Source organism: Vibrio sp. Isolate22 (assembly GCF_022398115.1).
Lineage (GTDB): Bacteria > Pseudomonadota > Gammaproteobacteria > Enterobacterales > Vibrionaceae > Vibrio.
The window spans coordinates 1-21,056 of sequence record NZ_JAKEUW010000045.1 but is presented as its reverse complement, the minus strand read 5'-3'; the positions used below and the strand labels follow the sequence as shown (position 1 = coordinate 21,056).

The window sequence follows — 21,056 nt, the reverse complement described above, 5'->3', positions numbered from 1 at the left end:
AGGTGCTTGGTTTTCTGTTGATTTTCCTGCTTTTTTAACGCGACTGCTTTTGGCTTTTTCCTTTGGCGTAGTTATCGTTATTTTCCTTATAGTTCTGCGTTTTTGGGCTCTAGTTTAAAGGTTGCACGCCTCTTTTAACGCTTTACCAGCTTTGAATGCTGGTGTTTTTGATGCAGCGATTTGAATTTCTTCACCTGTACGTGGGTTACGCCCCGTGCGAGCTGCACGAGTGTTTACTTTGAAGCTGCCAAATCCAAGGATCGCTACTTCATCACCGTTAGCAAGTGTTGTTGAAATACCTTCTACAAGTGCATTTAGCGCGTTACCCGCTTGTTCTTTTGAAATGTCTGCAGATGTAGCGATGTGTTCAACTAATTGAGATTTGTTCATATTCTTGATTCCTTCGTGAGTAAGGCTGGTGTCTACCTTTGGCACCTAGCTTGAGTGATTTTATCAACACCAAGTACGATATTGTCAGTGATTGGGTAAGGCTTTGTAAAGTAATCAACAAAATCGACTATAAAAGCATCTGTCGGTTCAATCATTGGAATTCATTGATTATTATGGATTTAAAGTTAGTTACTCACGCAAAATTGAGAAAAATAGCTTCGAATTTTAAGTGTGATTCATTTGATCAATCAAAGGTAATACCTAATGGGCACCTTTGTGCGAGTACAAAAAAAAAACCAGCGTATGTGCTGGGCTTTTTTTGATATGCGTTTTTGTACGAAATCAGTAACCGTTACTTAGTGACAAATATCTGCTCTGTCTCTAGCGATGTCATGTCACGAACCTGACGCCAGATGTAGTAGAAAATACCGAGCATCATAAGCAGGCTAGGGATAGCGATCGCAGGGTAGCTGTAAAGTGTCAGTTTACCAAGCTCTTCATTGAAAGCTGCAGTTCCGGCAGGGCTGGTTACAATCCAAGTTGCAAGGAAGTAGTTCATCGCAGATGAGAAAGCGAATGTGCTAGCGAACATGTAGTTTGATGTCATTAGGCAACGGTCAAACTTAGCTTGATTACCAAACTGTCTTAAACGCTCTTCAATCAGAGAGATGTTTAACAGTGCTGGCGTGAAGATCACTTTTTGGATAAATGGGTAGCGAGTAAAGGTAGAACCAAGTACCGCCAAGCCGATTAAGCCAGGGATTAGTGCTTCTTTTAGTGCTAACCAACGCGTGTCTAATTCGAAGAAACCAATGCCACCCGTTAAAAGTACGCTGACAAAGCCAAGCGCGGCGATGAAGTTAAATTTCTTGTTGCGGATAAGCTCCATACCACCGTAAGCAATAGGGAAGGCGAGTGCGACAAGCAGAGCTAAGCCAGTTCCGAGATGCTCTTCTCCACTGAACTTCATTAAGATGAATGAAGGGAGAAAGACGTTAAAAACGACTTCGAAAAGAGGGCTCGATTTTTTGTTTTCTGTATTACTCATAATTTCTAAATACATTATGTTATGGATTTATTCTCAGGGATTGTTGTTTACCTCGCCTGAGATGTAAAGCCTAAAGGGGTCATGCTATGTAACGACATGTGACACCGACGACATCTTTTAGGGTGTTTTGCACGTATTGCCGGCTAATAAATGGATTATGCGCGACGCTTTTTAAAGGCGTGCCAGCCTGCCGTTAGAAGGGTTTTGACCACGACTCCTAGTGCGCTAAGCTTTGGAACTGCGTCTTTTCCTGCGGCAATTCGCCACATTTGGTGTTCATACCAAACCAACCCGACCATTGCCATTCTGTCCAGTGCGGGTTTTCCTGTTGTGGGTACGTCTAATGGCATTCCGTGAGTTGGGTTTGCCATTAACTTATTCGGGAAGTCAGGGTCTACTGCCATTGTTCGAGCAATCCCAACGAAGTCAGTGGCTGATGTCTGCAAAGCGTCATTCATTGCCGGTGCCGTTCTAAAGCCACCAGTTACCACCAGAGGTGTGCTAACTAACTCTCTTACCTTCACCATATAATCTAAGAAATACGCTTCACGCTTTGCTGTGCTTGCTTTTACGGGGTCACTTTTGTTCTTAGAACCCATCATCGACGGGCTCTCATAAGTGCCACCGGATATCTCAATAAGATCGATACCCTCACGGCTCAGTGCTTGAACCACCTGCATCGATTCTTCTTCGGTAAAGCCACCTTTCATGAAATCTGCGCTGTTAAGTTTGATTCCGACAGGAAAACTTTCTCCAACTTCTTTACGAATCGCGCGGTATAGCTCGATCACAAAGCGAAGTCTGTTCTCCAATGAACCTCCCCATTTATCGTCACGCTGGTTGTGTCTTGAAGATAAAAATTGGCTGACAAGGTAGCCATGTGCACCGTGTATTTGCACTCCAGTAAAGCCGGATTGCTTTGCTAGTTTGGCGCTTAAGGTAAACTTGTTGATGATGTCATGGATTTCGGAATCGGTTAGCGCTCGTGGTGTATTGAAGCCTTTCTCTAATCCACGCTCTAAACTAATAGCTGATGGAGCAACAGGTTTGTCACATAAGAACTTCGGGATCTGTTTTCCTGGGTGGTTTAGCTGCATCCAAATCTGCGAGCCATTTTGCTTGCCTGCACTTGCCCAAGCTTCGAATTGAGTAAGGTCACTGTGTTCATCTAGAACCACGTTGTTAGGCTCACCGAGAGCGTTTCTATCAACCATTACGTTGCCTGTGATGGATAAACCAATGCCGCCTTGCGCCCAGCGTTGGTACAAGGTAGCTAGCCCAGGTTTAGGATTATGCTGTTTGTCGCCAAGTTGCTCACTCATGGCCGATTTGAATAGGCGATTCTTAATGATTTGACCGTTGGGAAGAGAAAAGGAGTCGCTTAGGCTGATAGAGTTCATAATGGGTGGTTGCTGTATTCTTTTGAGTGTTGGTATTAGGGCTTAGTATGTCCTATTTTAATGTCGCTTCCGAGTGGTTGGTTGGACTTTCGTTGGGGAGTGTGTGGAGGTTTGGACTTTACGCACACTCATAGGGTAATGCTGTGATTCCCCTATGAGTGTCTGGACTCGTGTTAACTCACTCTGTAATCGACCTTTATTTATCGAACATTAAGTTGAAGTTGAGTGGCACCTTATCGGAAAGCGCTAATCCGCCTACTGTTGCCGAAAGTTTGTTTAGATTGTCTGTCGAAATACCAAAATCTGCACCATTGACGATGATGGTCGAAGTTGAATTCACCATGATAAAACTGTCAGAGGGTACGACCATAACTGGGAAGTCGATGGCTTTGGTCACACCATGCAGAGTAACTTCTGCTGCTATCGTTGTATTCTGGGGCTCACCTGTTAACAGCGAAGGCTCAACGGATCCTGAGATCTTAACTTCAGGAAAGTTCATTGACTCAAAATACAGCTCGTTTAGTCTTTGATCACGAATGGCCACGCCTGTGCTAATACTTTTCAAGTCCAACACGATTGAAAATTTCCCATCTTCAGTAAGCCCGCCTGACGAAGGCTTGATGGAAGCGGGTTCAACAACGAACTGCTTCTTAATGGTTGCGAATGTAACATTCGACAGCTTCGGATCTAATGTGTAGCCGCTTTCTGCAAAAGACTGCGCTGAGATGACGGTGCAAAGAAGCCCGATTGTTGTAAGTAGTTTTTTCATAAGTTGTCACCACATAATGGATTGCCAGTTGAACCAAATAATGCTGTTCGTATTCTGAACAACTTCGAGAAGTATAGGAGCAAGCTCAGCTCAACACCTTACTCATGTGTTAAATTCGGTAGGGGGTACTCATCTCATATTAGTACTTATGGAACCATGATCTCCTGAGTTGTTTGAATGTGTATTGTTATGTTATAACGTTTCTCTAATTTGTTCTTTTGGCAAGCATAGATATTGCCTCTAGAGAATACGAGCGCGCAGCAAGGAGATGAGATAATGAATGCCGTTTTAGCTGAACCTTTGACAACGAGTTGTAATCAATCGTCAAGTATTGATGCAACGCTAGCTCATAAAGGGCAGAAGGGCCGAAATCCATCTTGTAGTGCAGCTTCATCCCCGACAGTGTTGGCTGACATTTACCAAGATGATATCAATGTCGCGATATGGCAGCGTAACTTTGATGAGAGCTTGGTGGCTGAAATCAATGAGTTTATAGCGGCTAACCCAAATTTTAGTAAGTCTGTTAGCGTGTCACCTGCAAACGCTTTCGACAAATTGGAATTCGCTACAGACGGAACGGATTCAAGAGCCCTGCTAGAAGATATGGCTGAGCTGGTAGACATGTTCTGTTGCTTGTTTGAGCTTGAAGAAGTTGGTCTCCGCTTGGCTGTACTGAACAAGGCAATGTGTCCTCGCTTTCATTTTGACCAAGTACCTTGCCGATTAGTGACAACCTATCATGGCATTGCGACTCAGTGGTTAGAAAACGACTCGGTTGACCGTTCTAAACTTGGTCGTGGAAGTAATGGCCAGCCAGATTCAGCATCTGGCCTCTACAATGACGAGTCTGACATCCAGCAAATGGCCGCTGGTGATGTGGCGTTATTGAAAGGAGAGCGTTGGAGCGGTAATGAAAACAGAGGCCTTGTCCACCGTTCGCCTGTCACTTCATCTGAAGAAGCTCGACTGTTACTGACCATAGACTTCGGTTAGTTCTTTTTGGCTGATGAGATGAGCAAGCAACTAGCGTGTCGCTTGCTCTTTTCATTTAGGCGAAGATTCGAATGCGGTGGCCGTCTGGGTCAATCGCGACAAAGTTGATACCAAACACGGACTCTTCTGGTGCTTGTTCAAACTGGATTCCTTTCGCTCTCCATTCTTTATAGAGGTTTTCCAGAGCTTGTTTATCTGTCAATGCTATCGATAGCTCAGTGCCGCCACCAGTTACTTTGCTTGTTGGCGTTAAAGCATCAGATTGCTTGAGGGTGATCTTCACGTTGCTTGCAAAAGTTAACGCTGCAAACGTTGGTGATAGCAGTGTTGGCTCACAATCAAAGGCTTTGGAATAAAAATCCATGCTGCGGTGAATGTCAGTGACATAAAGGACAAATGAATCGATAGTAAACATAGCTCTCCTAGTTAGGTTATCTGGTGTTGTGTTTCTTTGGACCACAGAAATATATCCCTAACTAGTGACAGTTTTTGTCAGTAGCGAATCACTTTGTCTGTAATTCCTTCCATGCTTTGCCATTCTTTGAGTAAGCTATTCCGTGACTTCGAATACTTTTCTTCCAGCTTGGCCCATTGGTTAATCCTATCGAGTCTGAAGTTTCGATAGGCGCTGCGTGTTTCACACCAGGCGACCAATACATAACAGTTTTCAAATACTCCGATCAGCATAGGCCATATGACCCTAGAACTGACTTTTGCCTTGGCGTCTGTGTATTGAATTCGAGCTTTGTTCTGTTGCTTAATCGCTAACCTTATCTCCGACAGATCAAAACCTAAGTCTGCAATCTCAATAATTGAAGCAACACGAATGATATCTTCACTGCGTTTAGCTTGATGGTCTGAAGGGAGCACGGCCGAGATCTTGGCAATTGCATTTCTAGCCGATTCACTGAACTCTCCATTAGCTTGTTTAGCGACCCATTCCGCGCCGAGTCGCAACGCCTCTAGTTCGTCCGATGAAAACATCATAGGAGGCAGAGTAAAGGTGGGTTTAAGCAGGTAGCCAACACCAGCTTCGCCATCAACTTCCGCGCCTTGTGCTTGTAGCGTCGCAATATCACGATAGATGGTACGTGTACTGACATTCAGCTCGTGAGCAAGGTGATCGGCTGGCACGGGATATTTGTGACAGCGCAATAATTGAAGCAAATCAAAGAGGCGTTGGCTTCGAGACATAAGAAAACTCTATGGACATAACGACTTATAAGATTAATCGAATGATAGGGTAAACGCTATTTTGATTGTGATAGATGAAGCAATAGGCGTGGCATTTAGCAATCACATAATATTGATGAATTAATATGGGAACCTTAGCGTATGATGTTCGACCTTTTGGTTTGATCTGGATCTATCTTTCGGCGCACATATACCTTAAATACAATAGCTTAGGGCATTTTATAATTTATTTTAATGTGTAAAATATATCAGCTTGCTTGCAGCGTGAGAACGGTTCTGTTTTCGGCGCTATTTATACAAAAATTATAGGTTTCCTATGTTAAAGAAACTCTCACTTAAGAATAAGCTGGCGATCTCTGCCAGTCTGGCCATCATCCTGGGGGGGATTTTGGTTGAAGCACTTTCATTTCGCGCTTCATTACAACGTTTAGATACAGAAGTTGAACAGCGTTTAGAAGGTGCATCGGCTTCATACAATCAATACGTATCGGATTGGATCTTATCCAAAGAGCGTGCGCTTACTTCTCTGTCTCAAGAGTCTCAAGAGTCTCAAAAGGAGAGTTTGGTTACTCACCTGAAACAGGTTCGCGATTCTGGCTCTTTTGATAATGTCTTCTTAGCGTATCCTGATGGCTCACAAGAAAATGCCAACGGGGTAGTGTTACCACCGGGTAATGATGATCCTCGTTTGTGGGGCTGGTATACCAATGCGGTTGCTAATCCAAGTAAGGTTTTCATGGACAACCCTACGGTTGCGGCGGCAACGGGAGCGAATGTAGTGTCACTGGGCACTGCAATGCAACTACATGGCCAGCAGGTCGTATTGGGCGCAGATGTTGAAATCACCGACATTCTAAATAGCCTTGAGAAAGTCATTCTTCCTGGTGAAGGTTACATGTTCATCGCGACCAACAAGGGCACGGTTTATACACATGCAGACACTAAGCTACTGAACAAAGATATCAGTTCACTTGGTTTGAATTTTTCAGATGTGCAAAAGGCATTGGTAAGCGGTAAGGACATCTCTATAGAGTTGAAAGGTACCGACTATGTGCTGTATGCGCGCGCAATTGATGGAACTAATCTAATTACGATTAGCGTGGTGAATCATGACTCTTTAGTGGCGCCACTCTTTGACGCTGTTATCGGTCAAGTGTTGGTGACATTGCTAGTGGTTGTGGTTTGTACGGTACTATTTAACTTACTTTGTACCATTCTATTCCGTCCACTAAATCATGTGTCTCAGGCTCTGGCGCAAATTGCGAACGGCAGTGGTGACTTAACTCAACGCATTCATGTTGATAATCAAGATGAAGTGGGTGAGCTGGCTCAGAACTTCAATACGTTTGTTGGTAGCTTGCAGCAGCTAATTGGCCATATCCGTAGCCAATCGGAGCAGTTGAATAGCCAATCTGAACAGAGTGCACAACGTGCAAACCTTTCGGTGAATGAGCTGAACCATCAACAGCAAGAAATCACTATGGTTGCAACGGCAGTCACTGAAATGGCGAGCGCGACGCAAGAGATCGCATCGCATGCAGAGCAAACGGCAAAAGCCGCGCAAGACTCAGCGGCGAGCACAAACAGCGGTCATGCATTGGTTGTCGACACTAAAGGTTCGATTAACAACCTAGCGAACGAAGTGAACGAAGCGGGTAGTGTGATTAGCGATCTGAATAAACACGCTCAAGAAATTTCGACTGTATTAGCCACCATTCAAGGTATTGCGGAGCAAACGAACTTGCTTGCTTTGAATGCTGCAATTGAAGCCGCTCGTGCCGGTGAACAAGGCCGTGGCTTTGCCGTAGTAGCTGATGAAGTTCGTGTGCTTTCTCAACGTACTCACTCTTCAACGGAAGAGATCAAGGCAACGATCGATGTTCTACAGCGTACAACAGCACAAGCCGTTGAGCAGATGGAAACGAGCTCTAAGCTAGCACTACATTCTGTAGAAGATGCGGACCGAGCTTCTCTCGCGCTAGAAGAGATCAATACGTCTGTAGCCTTGATTAGTGACATGGCGACTCAAATTGCGACTGCAGCAGAAGAGCAAACCCATGTGACGGGTGAGATCACTCAGAACATTACGACCATTAAAGATGTGACTGACCATTTGGTAGTAGGTGCTCAGGACAGTTTAACAGAGTCGAATGAACTTAAGAGCCAAGCCGCTGGTTTAAGTGACAAAGTGGCGACTTTTAAGCTTGCTTAAGCGTCTAATGGGCTGATGTCTGATTAGCCTGTTTGCGTCAAGCAATAAGCCAAAGCGACGTACATTGCGTCGCTTTTTTTGTGCTTGCTCGTTGCAGTCTTCTCATTTTCGAATGTCTGTTAGACAGGTCGTTGGTTTAACTTAGTAGGTGATGACACATTAGCTCGACAAACTCCTTGGGTGCTTCAAACATCGGAGTATGAGATACACCTTCAAGAGCCACTAGTTCAAGCGAGCCAAATGTCTCTTTTAAAGGCAACCACGTATCCAAAGGCGCGATGCTGAAATCACGCTCACCAATTGCGACTGTAACATCCAGTTGGTTAGCATGGGGTAGCGTAGCGAGGTTTATTTTGCCAAAGGCATCACCCCAGAGCGAATCCAGTAGCGCCGTATTGGTTGTAACTTGCTCCCAAAGAGGGAGCTCATTAAAGCTAGGATCTGCCCAACGCATCGGCCCTAATCTACGGCACAAGTGCGCAAATTTCCTATGTGGTTCTCTGTTTATATCGTGTTCAAGCTTACCAAGGCTTTGCTCCAAAAGGCGCTTTCGCTCGTTTGAGGCATTGTTCTCCCAGTAAAGAAATTGCTTAGCTTTCATCGCCTCCGACAGGTTTGGCGGAGCACCTACTACCATCACTTTATTAATCTGAATATTGGTCAAACTCGCGAAATGAAGTGCCATGTACGCATGTCCGGAATGTCCCAGAATACTGGCTTTACGAATATTGAAATAATCGCAGATAGCTTCAATATCCTTGGAAATGATGTCCAGAGTGATGGTGTTGTTCTGCTTGTCGTTTACGGTTTGAGCAAAGCCTCGATGATCTAGGTACAGACAAGTAAAGTGTTCGTGAAGCCTTGTTGGCATCACTCTTTTGTAATAATCAACACTGCCAATAATCAATAATTTCGGGCCTTTACCATGCTGTTCTACTTTGAGTTGGTATCCATCGCGCTCAAAAACTTTCGATTTGTTTGTTGTCATAATTTGTTCTCCTTAGCGAATTTTCTGTACCTTATCGTGATGAATAATCCTGAAAAATAGGCTAATATGAGATTCAGTATTGCAATTTGTGGGGTAATGAATTGGAAAGGATCGATAATGCTTGGTTGAACTCATTTATGTGTGTCTTTGAACAGAGCAGCTTTGTAAAGGCATCAGAACGCTTGCTAATCCCTAGCTCAACGGTAAGTAGACATGTTCAACAGCTTGAAGCTGAGCTTGGTAATAAATTGTTCTACCGGACAACCAGAAAGGTGACGCCAACTTCTGCCGGTGAAATGCTTTACAACGAAATCCGAGAGCCTCTTCGTCAATTGAGCCAAACATTGCAAAACGTCAGCACGTCAACGGAGTCAATGAAAGGCAGTATTCGCGTGAGCTCACCGGACATCCCTTTCATTGGTGATGTTCTCGCTGATTTTGCTCTGAGTTACCCCAATGTTTCTCTGTTTTGCGAACACAGTACGTCGATAGAAAGCGCGTTAAACAGCGATCCTGATATCGTTATTAGTTTTGAGCGCGGTTCGCTTGATGATCGTGACTGGGTTTCACGACCATTGTGTCAATGGGAAAGTGCGGTTTTAGCTTCGCCATCTTGTCTAGCAGAATATGGCTCACCGACCACAGTTGAGGAGCTGTCAGCAATGCCTTGTATTTCAAGTTACAAAGCGTTTGCTGGTAACCCCTGGGTATTTAGTGATGCAGAAGGCTTGAAGAATGTGGCCATTAAGTCAGACATCAATGTTGATGGTGGGTTTATCGCTAAAGCAATAGCTGTTAAAGGGTTAGGTTTTGTGGCGCTACCAAGAGAATTCTGTCGAGATGAGTTAGAGCGGGGCACGTTAGTCGAACAACAGTTAGATCTTGAACTAGCCCCACTAACGATTTACATCCATTATCGGTCAATGAGCTATCACACGCATCTCACCAAGCTCTTGGTCAGCTTTATACGTGAACGAGCGAACTCATCTACTTAGATCGCTTATGTTACTAGTTAGCTTCTGAGAATTCTCGAAGTGCGCTCATTGCTTCATCAGCTTTGTGCTTTTGGACGAAGATATGATCGTGATAATAACCTGCAATCACATTGGCACTGATGTCGTACGAGCCAAGTTTAGTTGCAAAGGCGGCTGTCAGCCCTAAGGCTTCTAGGCTCGAGTGTACCGATAAAGTGATCATGCTAAACACACCGTCGAAACTTAACTGCGCTTGAGTCGCCACTTCTTCTGTTAGTACTAAAGTTAACCCTTCTTTTTCTCGAAAGGTCGCCATCGGATTGAGGTGGACATAGTCGGCTAGTCCTCCCTCTACCGTACAAAAAACATAATCACCTTGAATGAGCTCAGGTGACATGGACTTTAACAGAATGTCTAAATCGGTAATGGCGGTCATCGTTTTTCCTACGTAATCACGTTGGTTTATGGTGTTGGGTAATGTAGCCAAGATAGAGATAAGCTGTCGGCGAGTACAATTAATAATATTTATTCACTATAAGCATGACTAATCGCATGTGTTTTTGATGCTGCATTTTTTGTTTTTTGCGGGATTTTTGGTGTGTGTTGTGTCAATAGTGGAGATCATTACTCTTGCATACACCATTTTTATCCAACCATTCGACTTTTATTGAAATTAGAGCTTTTGATCAAATTATATAAAATGCAGTTGCATAAGCTTTTCAAAATAGTTTGCCCCAACTCGAAGTTCCTAGTGCGATGAATGCAAATTAATAAGCAATCTCATTCGTACTGTCTTAGGTTGAATTTGTAACACTGTTGCTTCACGTATTGAGCGTATAACGCTAGCTGTCTGCATTTTCGTGTTTGTCGCAGGTAACAACCAACAAACCTAAAATATCAAGGAACAAGCTATGTTAAAGAAAGTATTAAGTTGTTGTATTGCAGCCACATTTGGTATTTATTCCGCATCAAGTTTGGCTCAAGGTTCTGCTTTAAATTCGACTGAAAACTCACAACAACCTATTGCTCCACTGATGTTGGCTTCATCAGATGATGCGATCACCGATCGCTATATTGTGGTATTGAAACAACCGCAGATGCTAATGAATGACGCGGTTGGATTACAGCAGTTCACTCAACAAACGGTGGGTCAGATGGCCAATTCGTTTTCAATCAAAACTGACGACGTTTTTGATAGTTCCATTATTGGCTTTGTGGCAAATCTAGACGTACTTCAATTAAAGCAACTCAGACGTGACTCTCGAGTTGAATACATTGAACAAGACCAAATCCTCAGTATCGATCCTGTTGTTTCAAATGAAGCCGTTCAAAGTAACGCGATTTGGGGTTTGGACCGAATAGACCAGAGAAGTCTTCCTTTGGATCGAAACTATAATGCCAATTTTGATGGTTCTGGCGTAACGGCTTACGTGATTGATACGGGCGTTAATAATAATCATGAGGAATTTGGCGGTCGATCGGTTTCTGGCTATGATTTCGTAGATAACGATGCTGATTCAAGTGACTGTAATGGGCATGGTACCCACGTTGCAGGAACGATTGGCGGCAGCCAGTACGGTGTGGCTAAAAACGTTAACATTGTTGGGGTAAGAGTACTTAGCTGTTCGGGTTCAGGAACTACATCCGGCGTGATATCTGGTGTGGATTGGGTAGCGCAAAATGCATCAGGGCCTTCAGTCGCCAACATGAGTTTAGGTGGCGGTCGATCAACTGCATTGGATAGCGCGGTGCAAGGCGCAATTCAATCCGGAGTGAGCTTTATGTTGGCGGCGGGTAACTCAAATGCCGACGCGTGTAATTCATCGCCGGCTCGTGTAGCAAGTGGTGTGACGGTGGGCTCAACAACCAGCTCTGATTCGCGTTCAAGTTTCTCGAACTGGGGCAGCTGTGTTGATCTATTCGCACCAGGGTCTCAAATCAAGTCTGCTTGGTATGATGGCGGCTATAAAACGATTAGCGGAACTTCCATGGCGACGCCACATGTTGCCGGCGTTGCTGCCTTGTATTTACAAGAAAACAACGGATTAACACCGCTTCAGCTTGCGGGGTTACTGAACTCAAGAGCTTCGGAGAATAAGGTTTCTGACACAAGAGGAACCACCAATAAACTGCTGTATAGTTTGACTGATAGTGGTTGTGAACCGGATTGCGGTGGCCCAACACCTGGACCAGATCCAGATGGAAAACTAGTTTCTGGCGTGCCGGTTAATGGACTGAGTGGCAGCCGAGGACAAAAGGACTATTTCTACATGGACTTAGAACAGGGCCAACAGCTGACAGTGGTCACCATTGGTGGCACAGGCGATGCGGATCTGTATCTACGTTTCGGGGATAAACCAACGCTTAGTACGTGGGACTGCCGACCTTACCGTTCGGGCAACAGCGAGACTTGTACGGTCAATGTCACCCAAAACGGCAGATACCACGTGATGTTGAATGCATACTCGGCTTACAGTGGTTTGACGCTCCAAGCAAACTTATAAATTTAGGTTTGAACGACGGTTTCAAAAAGTTACTCACTAGTTTGGTAAGTTTAGAAGCCAGATAGCCAAAGCCCACCTTGTTGTGGGCTTTTTTGGTTTGTAGCAGGCAACAAAAGGATATGGCGTTGTTTTTTAGATTGATAAGCAGGAATTGACGCTACTTCGACGAACTTTCGGTTACGTCTCAGAAAAGCTTGAAGTTTGTATGCTAGATTTAGTAGTGATACACAACTGGAGATATCGATGATCTGGCTTTCGGTGAAAGTACTACAGATTGGACTTGTCTACGGATACAGGAAGTATCAACAAACAAAAAGAGCTCCAGTGTAGGGGCTCTTTTCTTTTGTTTTTCGAATGAACGCGTTTTATGTTGCGTGGTCAGGAAAGAAAAATCGTTTCTGTCCGGTTTAATAACGAGTAGCTCAATGGCTCCCCTTAATAACTCTTAACCGATAAGCGAAAGTATGTTGAAAATTGAACCCATTACCCCTCACATTGGCGCTCGTATTCATGGATTAAATCTTTCGGATTGCAGTGAGAGTGAACTCGATGATGTGTACCAGGCACTTGTTACTTATCAAGTCATTTTCGTGGATGAGCAAAGCCTCTCGCCTGAACAACACTTAGCGCTTGCAAAACGGTTTGGAGAGCTTGAACCCGCTCATCCTTTCTTCCCGCGTGTAGAACAAGTTCCGCAAGTCAGTGTGATAGAAACCACTCGAGGTAATGCGCCAATGGAAAGCTATTGGCATACCGACTTAACTTGGCGGGAGCTTCCGTCTAAAGCCTCGCTATTACATGCTCAACATGTACCGGATGTCGGTGGCGACACGATTTGGTGTTCGATGACCGCAGTGTTTGATTCATTAGATGAAAGCATGAAAGATAAGCTAAGAGGCTTATCGGCAACGCATTCGTTAGTTGCGTTTGAGGGTATTGAATCGGACCAAATCGAGCTAGATTGGCATAAGTCGTTGCTCAAAACCGCGCAAGAAAATCCGCCAGTGGAGCATCCCTTAGTACAAGTTCATCCAGAAACGGGCAAAGAGACGTTATATATCAACGAGCAATTTACCCGTTACATCAATGAGCTCGAGCGTGACGAGGGTGATGCACTACTTAGCCAGCTGTTTGAAATTGCACGACGACCAGAGTATCAAGTGCGTTTCAAATGGAACAAGGGCTCAATGGCGATATGGGACAACAGAGTCACTCAGCATTATGCTGTGATTGATTACGGTGATACTCCAAGAAAAATGCACCGCGTAACAGTGACCTAACGTTGTAAATCAAGTACCAGTCGAAGCGCCTAAATATTTTGACTCACCGATTAATGTGATTTATTTTTAGCGCTAATGCTCAACTCAAAACAAATACAAGGAGGATTTTTATGAAAGTGTGTGAATTTAACTTCGCGCATATTTTTTGGTACGACCAAAACTCAAGTTTTAACACTATCGTGCTGCGATAACCAAAACTTGAGCGAAGCATTTCAATATAACCTTCAATAGAGTTTCTTCACTCTAGTTTACTTGGTTGTTGTCAGCGAATGACGACAGCGCTTTGTTGCGCTTGAAACTTGAGTAAACAAATGACTACATTAATATCTACATCATCCATTTCTTACGATCTAACATCATGCCGATTATTTGATGGGCTTTCCTTTACCATTAAAAAAGGTGACTGCATTGGCCTTATTGGCAGTAATGGCTGTGGTAAAAGCACCTTATTACGTCTGTTAAACAAAGAGTTACCTGACTTTGTTGGGAATGTTTCCTTCGCCTCGAATGCCGTAGTTGCCTTGATTGAGCAACACTTACCTAAGCGACTGTTAAGCCTCTCAATGCTCGATGCTGTGACCGATAACCTTCCTTTAAACATGCAGCAAACAGAACAATGGCGAGCACAAATTACTCTTTCTAATTTAGGGTTTGATGAAAGCTATTGGAACCTGCCGATAGGCACTTTAAGTGGCGGGCAATACGCACGAGTGTTAGTCGCGAGAGCATTGATTCTTGAGCCAGATGTCCTGTTGCTAGATGAACCAAGTAACCACTTAGATCTACCGACGTTACTTTGGCTAGAGCAGTTTCTGAAAGATTGGAGAGGGACGTTTGTCATGGTTTCGCATGATCAAAGGTTGCTTGACCACGTCACCGATTCTACATGGGTGTTACGTGACAAAAGGATACTGAGCTTTAGCCAAAAGTGCAGCGAAGCACGAAAAGCATTGGAAGATAAAGACCGATCGGATGCTGAAAGGCAACAAGCAGAAAAGAAAGAGATCGACCGCATCGAAAAGAGCGCTCATCGCTTAGCGATTTGGGGGCGTGACTTTGACAATGAAGGTCTGTCGCGAAAAGCAAAAAGCATGGAAAAGCGAGCCGAAGGGTTACGTTCGACAATGACACGTTTAGATTCCGTTGAACCATGGACACTGCGCTTGTCCGGTGAATCCATGAAAGCCAATCGACTACTTGAATTGTCGGAGGTGCCAATTACCGCCGCTGACGACCAAGCGCCACTGTTCGAAGTGCTGTTCCAGCAGATAAAGAGTGGTGACCGTATTGCTGTGCTAGGCAAAAATGGGGCAGGTAAGTCGTCTCTTCTGAAAGTATTGTGGGCGAATTATCAGGCGTCTCAACTTGGAGATAATGGTTATTTTCACCCAAATGCTGAAGTCGGGTATTACGACCAAAGCTTGCACCAACTAAGTGATGACCACTCACTAATGGATTCACTCTACTCATTTTATCCTGTTTCTCAGGAAGCTAGGAAAATGGCTTTGATTAGCGCGGGCTTTTCCTATGAAAGACACGAGCAAAAGATCGCAGAGCTGAGCGGTGGCGAGCGTTCTCGATTGCTGTTTGTTGGGCTATCGCTAGCGCGGTATCACTTCCTATTGTTGGATGAGCCCACTAACCACCTTGATATTGAGGGTAAGGAAGAGCTAGCGAATTGCTTAACTCAATTCGAAGGGGGCTACTCTTGGTCAGCCATGATCGAGAGTTGATCGAAAAATCATACAATCGGTTCTGGTACATCAATGACGGTCAACTTGTGGAAATGACTTACTTAGATGCGGTGTATGAGGCGATGTCTGTCAGCCATCAAGGAAATAACGTGGAAACTAGCTCTGTGTTGATTCAGTCTAACTCTATAGTCTGTATCGATTCAGGTTCTGAGCTGTCTAAAACAGGCGACCAGCAGTCGCAAAATGATGAAGAGCGCCTTTTAGAAAGGCTATTAGAGCTCGAAGAATTACTCAGTAAGGATCAAGCTCGTAAAGCAAAGCATCAGAAGCCTGACCTGCAAATGGAATGGCAGCAAGAAATAGTTCGGATTAATGCCATGTTGGAACTGAATTAGCCTAGCTTGTAATGAACTGGTTATAACAGTGCTCAATATCTACTGTTGAGTTGGTTGAGGCTCTTTAGTGCCGTATTGGCTAAAGAGCCTTTTGTTGCCACGTAATATAGAATTAAACACAACGGTTAAATCAGTCTCGCAATCTCAATCAGGCGAACTTAACGCCTCGTCGGTATTATCTCTCTGAATTCTTTATTGGGTAACAAAAATGAATGTAGCGAAACATTACGAACGACGAATACGAAATGTGTGTGACTTCATTGACAGACATTTGGATGAGTCATTAACTTTGGAGCAGCTGAGCTCAGTGGCGGCAAGTTCAAAGTACCACTTTCACCGTATCTTTAAGTCGTTTATGGGGATTAGCACTATTCAGTATGTGTTGTTTGCTCGGTTAAAGCGCGCTTCTTTTCGTTTAGCTTTTGAGCCGGAGTATAGTGTCACCGATATTGCGTTGGAGGCTCACTTTGAGAGCCTTGAAGCATTTTCTCGAGCATTTTCGAGGCACTTTGAACAGACACCTTCTCAATTTAGAAAACAACCCAATTGGCCATATTGGCGTTCAAAATATGAGTTTAACTCACCAAAGAGTGGAGAAGAGATAATGGATGTGAAAGTCGTCGATTTTTGCGAAACAGAGGTTGCATTGATTGAGCATAAAGGAAGCCCTAAGCTGGTTTACAATACTGCTGCTAAGTTTATTGATTGGAGGAAGTCGACGGGTTTTTCTCCGGTAAAAACCAGTGACACATTTGGTGTGGCTTATTCTGACCCTTTAGATACCCCTGAAGATGAATATCGCTTTGATATTTGCGGAAGTCATAACGGGGATGTCCCAGAAAATGTCTTTGGTGTTAAGAAGGGGACTATTCCAGGGGGGCGCTGTGCGGTTGCCATACACAAGGGCAACCATGATTTAATCGGTGACACGGTAAGTTACCTATATCGTGATTGGCTACCAAAGAGTGGCGAATCTTTGAGAGATTTCCCGTGTTTTTTCCAGTACGTGAATCTAGTCCATGAGGTGGATGAATGCGATTTACTGACTAACATCTACCTGCCGATACGCTAGCTTTATGAGTCACAGATAACAAGAAATGAAATCAATATTAGGCCTCGTATCAACGAGGTCTTCATGTATTTAGCTGCTAGGTTGAAACAGATTAAATGCAAAAGCGCGTATATATTTGATTCAAACCTCACTGCTCGGAGGTGATGTGTAATATAATCGTTCGGTTATAATAAAAACAAAAACTCAATCATAAAACTAGTAAACGTCTGGGCTTAGAGAATAAAGAATTTCGTATGAACGCTATTCGTAAAGTTTATCAATATGCTGAACCGAATCTAACCCTCGTAGGTTGGATGGGCTTTGTCGGTTTCCCTGTTTACTTTGTCGTGTGGGAGTATCTGTTCCCGCAGCCTTATGAAAATCTGACTCTCCGTCTATTATGCTCGGTGTTGTTCTTCGGAATCATTTTCCGTAAACACGTTCCATTCGAATGGCGAAAGTATCTGCCAGCGTATTATCAAGTCGCGATTACGCTCTGTCTGCCATGTTTCTTCTTTTACATGTTGCTGATGAACAATTGGTCCAATGTTTGGGTCATGTCTTTCATGTCGGCAATATTCCTCCATATTCTTTTGGTTCATGTCACAGGAGTGATGTTTGCACAAACCTTTGCCGGAATAGGGATTGCGACCTTTTGTGCTTGGGTAGCACAAGGCTTCTATCTTGAGATAACCATGAACTGGACGCATGTGCCGATTTTCTTGTTTATCTATCTATTCGGTAACCTGTTCTATTTCCGTAATCAGGTGGAACACGAGAATAAGGTATCCCTAGCAAAATCTTTTGGTGCCGGTATTGCACACGAAATGAGAAACCCTCTTAGTGGCTTATTAACTTCTATTGATGTTATTCAATCGATACTGCCAAACCCAAAGAGTGGTGACATCAAAGAGCCATATGCACTGAGCGCCGAAGAGTTAAAACAGCTACGTGACGTAGGTGACGAGGCCATGGAAATCATCCATTCAGGTAACGAGACCATCGATCTATTGTTGACGTCGATTGATGAGAACCGTGTATCTCGTTCAACCTTTAAAAAGCACTCTGCACAAGCGGTGATTGAATATTCAATCGACAGTTTTAACTACAAGCGCGCGTCGGATAAATCAGCCATTTCTTTGGATGTACAAAGCGACTTTGACTTCTTAGGAAGCGACACTTTGTTGAAGTACGTGATGTACAACCTGTTCAAAAATGCGTTCCACCACCGTAGCCCGGAAGACTTTCATATTCATGTCACCATGAGTAGCGATGACGTTAGCAATCAAATTGTGGTGACGGACAACGGGGCTGGTATCTCGAGTGATGCAATACGTCATATTTTCCAAGACTTCTATACGACCGGTAAATCAGGCAATTACGGGTTAGGCTTACCATTCTGTCAGAAGGTGATGCGTTCGTTTGGTGGTGAGATTAGATGCCAATCAGAGGTCGGCCAGTGGACTCAATTTACGATGACATTCCCATCTTTAACATCAAATTCAGTCAACGAGATTAAGAGTGAATTGAGAAAGTTAAAGTCGGTATTGATGGTGAGTGATCAAACCGTCCTGAATAAGAAAATGACGGAAATGTCTCGATTTATGGGATTTGACCTCACGACTTTGGATGTGGCATCTGCACTTAAAAACAAAGAGTATCAGTTCGAATTTGATCTAGTGTTCGTCGACATGGAGAGTTTGGATTTGAGGGCAAGTAGCCTTGATAAGCTTGAGTCTTTGTTGTCGTTTACAGAAGCGCGAATTGTTTACTTGTATGAACATCATCCTATTCAACGGGTGAGAAATATTTCATTTGAACCGATTTGGGTCGAAACTCAAGTTTGGCTGTTGAACACCAAAGCAACGATTGACCGTTTACTGTTTGACTCGAATTACGTGATGCCTTCGGTGGCCGCTAAGCCAATAGAAAATGCAAATAAGCGTACCATTATGGTAGTGGACGATAACGAGTCTCTACGTCGTTTTACGGCGATGTTGTTGGAAAAACAAGGCTTTGAAGTGGTACAGAAAGAAGATGGTCAACAGGCATTAGACGCTCTAGACTCAGAGGCTATTGACTTGGTTTTGATGGATATTGAAATGCCCATTATGGACGGTGTCGAAGCTTCTCGACTCATTAGAAGTGCGAATAAGCCTTATTCTTCGGTGCCGATCATTGCGCATACAGGGGACAGTTCGCCAGTCACGCTAGAGAAAATGGAGTCATCAGGCATGTCGGACTTTATTGTGAAACCGGCAGACAAGAACCGATTGTTCGACAAGATTGCCCATTGGATATAGTGGGCTTGTACGCGACTGTGTTTGAGGTTTGAGGTTTGAGGTTTGAGGTTTGAGGTTTGAGGTTTGAGGTTTGAGGTTTGAGGTTTGAAGTTTGAAGTTTGAAGTAGACCAAGTAACTCGAGAAAGAGCTCAGCAATAGGCTGGGCTCTTTTAGTTTTGCGACATGATAGCGTCCATTCCGTCCTGCCGTTTGGTTGGTGATTAAATTAATGGGTTCAGAGCTATACGAACTCTAGTTCTGGATGATGGTATGCCTGGTGACAAACCGTCAGTACATGATCGATATCCCTTGGTGTCATGTCTGCATTCACAGAAAAGCGGATGATGTTTTTGTTCTTGCCAGTCGCTGGGCGACAAAATACCGCACCGAACACATCTCGTTCCTCTAAGAAATCACGCACACGTTCCGTATTTCTCTCACTACCACACTCTAAAGCGATGATCTGAGATTCGCTGCGAATGTTAAAGCCAATCTGTTTAAGGCCCGTAGTGAGTGCTTTAGCGTGTTTGAATAAAGCCTCTCGTTTATCGTCCGAACTTTTAATGACTGCTAATGTTTTCTCTAGGCGCGCGACCTCTTGTGGTAATACGGTCGAGCTAAAAATCGCAGGGTAGGCGACAAAGGGCAGTGTCTCAGACAATTGTTTGGGGCCTAAGATCGCGCCAGCACGGTACGCAAAAGTTTTGGCCAAGCTTACAGTAATGAAATCGACTTGGTTAGTGAGCCCAAGTGCTTCAACAAGGCCAGCACCTTTGGTGCCATGAGTCCCCAGAGAATGCGATTCATCAACCACGAGTGCACAATCAAACTCTTGCGCCATTTCGTAGATGTCGCGGAGTGGGGCAATCGTGCCAATGGTGCTATAGATGGAATCTACAACAATGACGCCAGGGCCATAGCGTTCAAGCTGCTTGCGCAGGTGGTTGATATTGTTATGCATGAATGGATGCGCGCTCGCACCTGCGGCTCGAATACCTTCCCATAAAGACATGTGGGCAAAGAAATCAATATACACAGGAGTTTGTGGTGGACAGATGGTTTGCAGTAAGCCGATGTTCGCTGCCCAACCAGACTGAGACAGCAAGCAGCTCTCCATTCCTACATAGCTCGCTAGCTCATTTTCAAAAGCGGGTTTTGAATCCTCGTCTTGCAAAAAAATAGCTGACATGACGACATTGTCATCATGTTCACCAACCGCTTGCTGGTGGGCTTGTTGAATCTGTTTGTTGTGCGATAGCGCGAGGTAATCATTGCTTTGCATCATAACTGAATTGCGCCTAGGACGTTTACCCAGAACTAAGTGGGTTTGGCTTTCGTTCTGGGTAATGAGATCTTCTATGTAATGGTTTAAGCGTTCTTCAATAAAGGAAGGTAGTGGTTTATTTTGGGTTTTATCACTCATAATAATTCTCTTCATATACAGTAAAACGCCAGCGCTGACGGGTGTATATTGACGACAAAAAATGAGGTGTCATTAGCTAAGTTGCATAAATGGGCATACCCTTGCAAACTCAGCATTTAAGGGTTTTAAGGTGAGTGGATTTCCTTACGGTAACGGGCTTCAACCCAGTTTAAATCAGAAGAATAAATGCCTTTTTTATAACAAATAACGGGCTTTGTTGCGTAATTAAATTTAGATATAGAGCCAACCCGTTTCGCGTATTTCTTAGTCAATACGACAGGTTTTAGGCATACCTAACCTAGTAAGCTTGTTCAACGCTTTTATCATCGCGTAAGTTTCACCCACCTGGGCATTGTAATTTCTTAAGCTCAGTTTCCCTCCTAGCAACTGTTTAACTCGATACATCGCTGTTTCTGAGAGTGAACGCTTGTGGTATCCATACCGCTCTTTCCAATACT

At 44.0% G+C, this 21,056-nt stretch carries 16 protein-coding genes and 2 pseudogenes; 8 read left to right on the top strand and 10 right to left on the bottom strand.

Translation table 11 applies throughout. The features are described 5' to 3' along the window. Window positions 1–114: 114 nt before the first annotated feature. The 4 genes from L1D55_RS20035 to L1D55_RS20020 all read right to left on the bottom strand — a co-directional run bounded on the left by L1D55_RS20035 (window position 115) and on the right by L1D55_RS20020 (window position 3,607). Window positions 115–390: an HU family DNA-binding protein gene (locus L1D55_RS20035; RefSeq protein ID WP_004741779.1), complete on the bottom strand. Its 276-nt coding sequence runs from the start codon at window positions 388–390 to the stop codon at window positions 115–117. A gap of 352 nt (window positions 391–742) precedes the next feature. Next, entirely contained in the window at window positions 743–1,438 is a 696-nt protein-coding gene (locus L1D55_RS20030) for a VC0807 family protein (protein ID WP_239918600.1), read from the bottom strand. A gap of 155 nt (window positions 1,439–1,593) precedes the next feature. Continuing rightward, on the bottom strand, window positions 1,594–2,838 hold the full coding sequence (locus L1D55_RS20025) for an NADH:flavin oxidoreductase/NADH oxidase family protein (protein ID WP_239918599.1): 1,245 nt from the start codon (window positions 2,836–2,838) through the stop codon (window positions 1,594–1,596). 196 nt (window positions 2,839–3,034) lie between these two features. Then, on the bottom strand, window positions 3,035–3,607 hold the full coding sequence (locus L1D55_RS20020) for a YceI family protein (protein WP_239918598.1): 573 nt from the start codon (window positions 3,605–3,607) through the stop codon (window positions 3,035–3,037). Between the two features lie 276 nt (window positions 3,608–3,883). On the opposite strand from L1D55_RS20020, the gene L1D55_RS20015 reads away from it, so the two are divergent. Beyond that, on the top strand, window positions 3,884–4,600 hold the full coding sequence (locus L1D55_RS20015) for a DUF1826 domain-containing protein (RefSeq protein WP_239918597.1): 717 nt from the start codon (window positions 3,884–3,886) through the stop codon (window positions 4,598–4,600). A 55-nt stretch (window positions 4,601–4,655) separates the two neighbouring features. On the opposite strand, the gene L1D55_RS20010 is transcribed toward L1D55_RS20015, so the two are convergent. Together L1D55_RS20010 and L1D55_RS20005 are read right to left on the bottom strand one after the other, a co-directional pair. Then, entirely contained in the window at window positions 4,656–5,015 is a 360-nt protein-coding gene (locus tag L1D55_RS20010) for a VOC family protein (protein ID WP_128160951.1), read from the bottom strand. A 77-nt stretch (window positions 5,016–5,092) separates the two neighbouring features. Next, on the bottom strand, window positions 5,093–5,794 hold the full coding sequence (locus tag L1D55_RS20005; RefSeq protein WP_239918596.1) for a YafY family protein: 702 nt from the start codon (window positions 5,792–5,794) through the stop codon (window positions 5,093–5,095). A 316-nt stretch (window positions 5,795–6,110) separates the two neighbouring features. On the opposite strand from L1D55_RS20005, the gene L1D55_RS20000 reads away from it, so the two are divergent. After that, the gene (locus tag L1D55_RS20000) at window positions 6,111–8,006 is read left to right on the top strand and encodes a methyl-accepting chemotaxis protein (protein ID WP_239918595.1); all 1,896 of its coding nucleotides are present in this window, start codon (window positions 6,111–6,113) and stop codon (window positions 8,004–8,006) included. A gap of 136 nt (window positions 8,007–8,142) precedes the next feature. Here the strand turns inward: L1D55_RS20000 and L1D55_RS19995 are convergent, their stop codons facing one another. Next, entirely contained in the window at window positions 8,143–8,994 is an 852-nt protein-coding gene (locus L1D55_RS19995; protein ID WP_239918594.1) for an alpha/beta hydrolase, read from the bottom strand. Between the two features lie 101 nt (window positions 8,995–9,095). Between L1D55_RS19995 and L1D55_RS19990 the strand changes: the two genes are divergently transcribed. Further along, the gene (locus tag L1D55_RS19990; RefSeq protein WP_239918593.1) at window positions 9,096–9,989 is read left to right on the top strand and encodes a LysR family transcriptional regulator; all 894 of its coding nucleotides are present in this window, start codon (window positions 9,096–9,098) and stop codon (window positions 9,987–9,989) included. 13 nt (window positions 9,990–10,002) lie between these two features. Here the strand turns inward: L1D55_RS19990 and L1D55_RS19985 are convergent, their stop codons facing one another. Continuing rightward, the gene (locus tag L1D55_RS19985; RefSeq protein ID WP_239918592.1) at window positions 10,003–10,404 is read right to left on the bottom strand and encodes an ACT domain-containing protein; all 402 of its coding nucleotides are present in this window, start codon (window positions 10,402–10,404) and stop codon (window positions 10,003–10,005) included. 475 nt (window positions 10,405–10,879) lie between these two features. Here L1D55_RS19985 and L1D55_RS19980 point away from each other — a divergent pair, with 475 nt between their 5' ends. The 5 genes and pseudogenes from L1D55_RS19980 to L1D55_RS19960 all read left to right on the top strand — a co-directional run bounded on the left by L1D55_RS19980 (window position 10,880) and on the right by L1D55_RS19960 (window position 19,195). Further along, window positions 10,880–12,472 (top strand): S8 family peptidase, encoded by a 1,593-nt coding sequence (locus tag L1D55_RS19980; protein WP_239918591.1) that lies wholly within the window; start codon window positions 10,880–10,882, stop codon window positions 12,470–12,472. A gap of 464 nt (window positions 12,473–12,936) precedes the next feature. Beyond that, a complete protein-coding gene (locus L1D55_RS19975; protein ID WP_239918590.1) occupies window positions 12,937–13,752 on the top strand; it encodes a TauD/TfdA family dioxygenase in 816 nt (271 codons plus the stop codon). Between the two features lie 311 nt (window positions 13,753–14,063). Next, window positions 14,064–15,841 (top strand): annotated as a pseudogene (locus tag L1D55_RS19970) (ABC-F family ATP-binding cassette domain-containing protein). Window positions 15,842–16,049: 208 nt separating this feature from the next. Then, window positions 16,050–16,913, top strand: coding sequence for an AraC family transcriptional regulator (locus tag L1D55_RS19965; protein WP_239918589.1), 864 nt, complete (start codon window positions 16,050–16,052; stop codon window positions 16,911–16,913). 233 nt (window positions 16,914–17,146) lie between these two features. Next, window positions 17,147–19,195, top strand: coding sequence for a hybrid sensor histidine kinase/response regulator (locus L1D55_RS19960; RefSeq protein ID WP_239918588.1), 2,049 nt, complete (start codon window positions 17,147–17,149; stop codon window positions 19,193–19,195). Between the two features lie 221 nt (window positions 19,196–19,416). Here L1D55_RS19960 and cqsA read toward each other — a convergent pair whose 3' ends face one another. Continuing rightward, window positions 19,417–20,598, bottom strand: coding sequence for an alpha-hydroxyketone-type quorum-sensing autoinducer synthase (gene cqsA, locus L1D55_RS19955; protein ID WP_239918587.1), 1,182 nt, complete (start codon window positions 20,596–20,598; stop codon window positions 19,417–19,419). 264 nt (window positions 20,599–20,862) lie between these two features. Beyond that, window positions 20,863–21,056 (bottom strand): annotated as a pseudogene (locus tag L1D55_RS19950) (IS5/IS1182 family transposase); the annotation flags it as partial.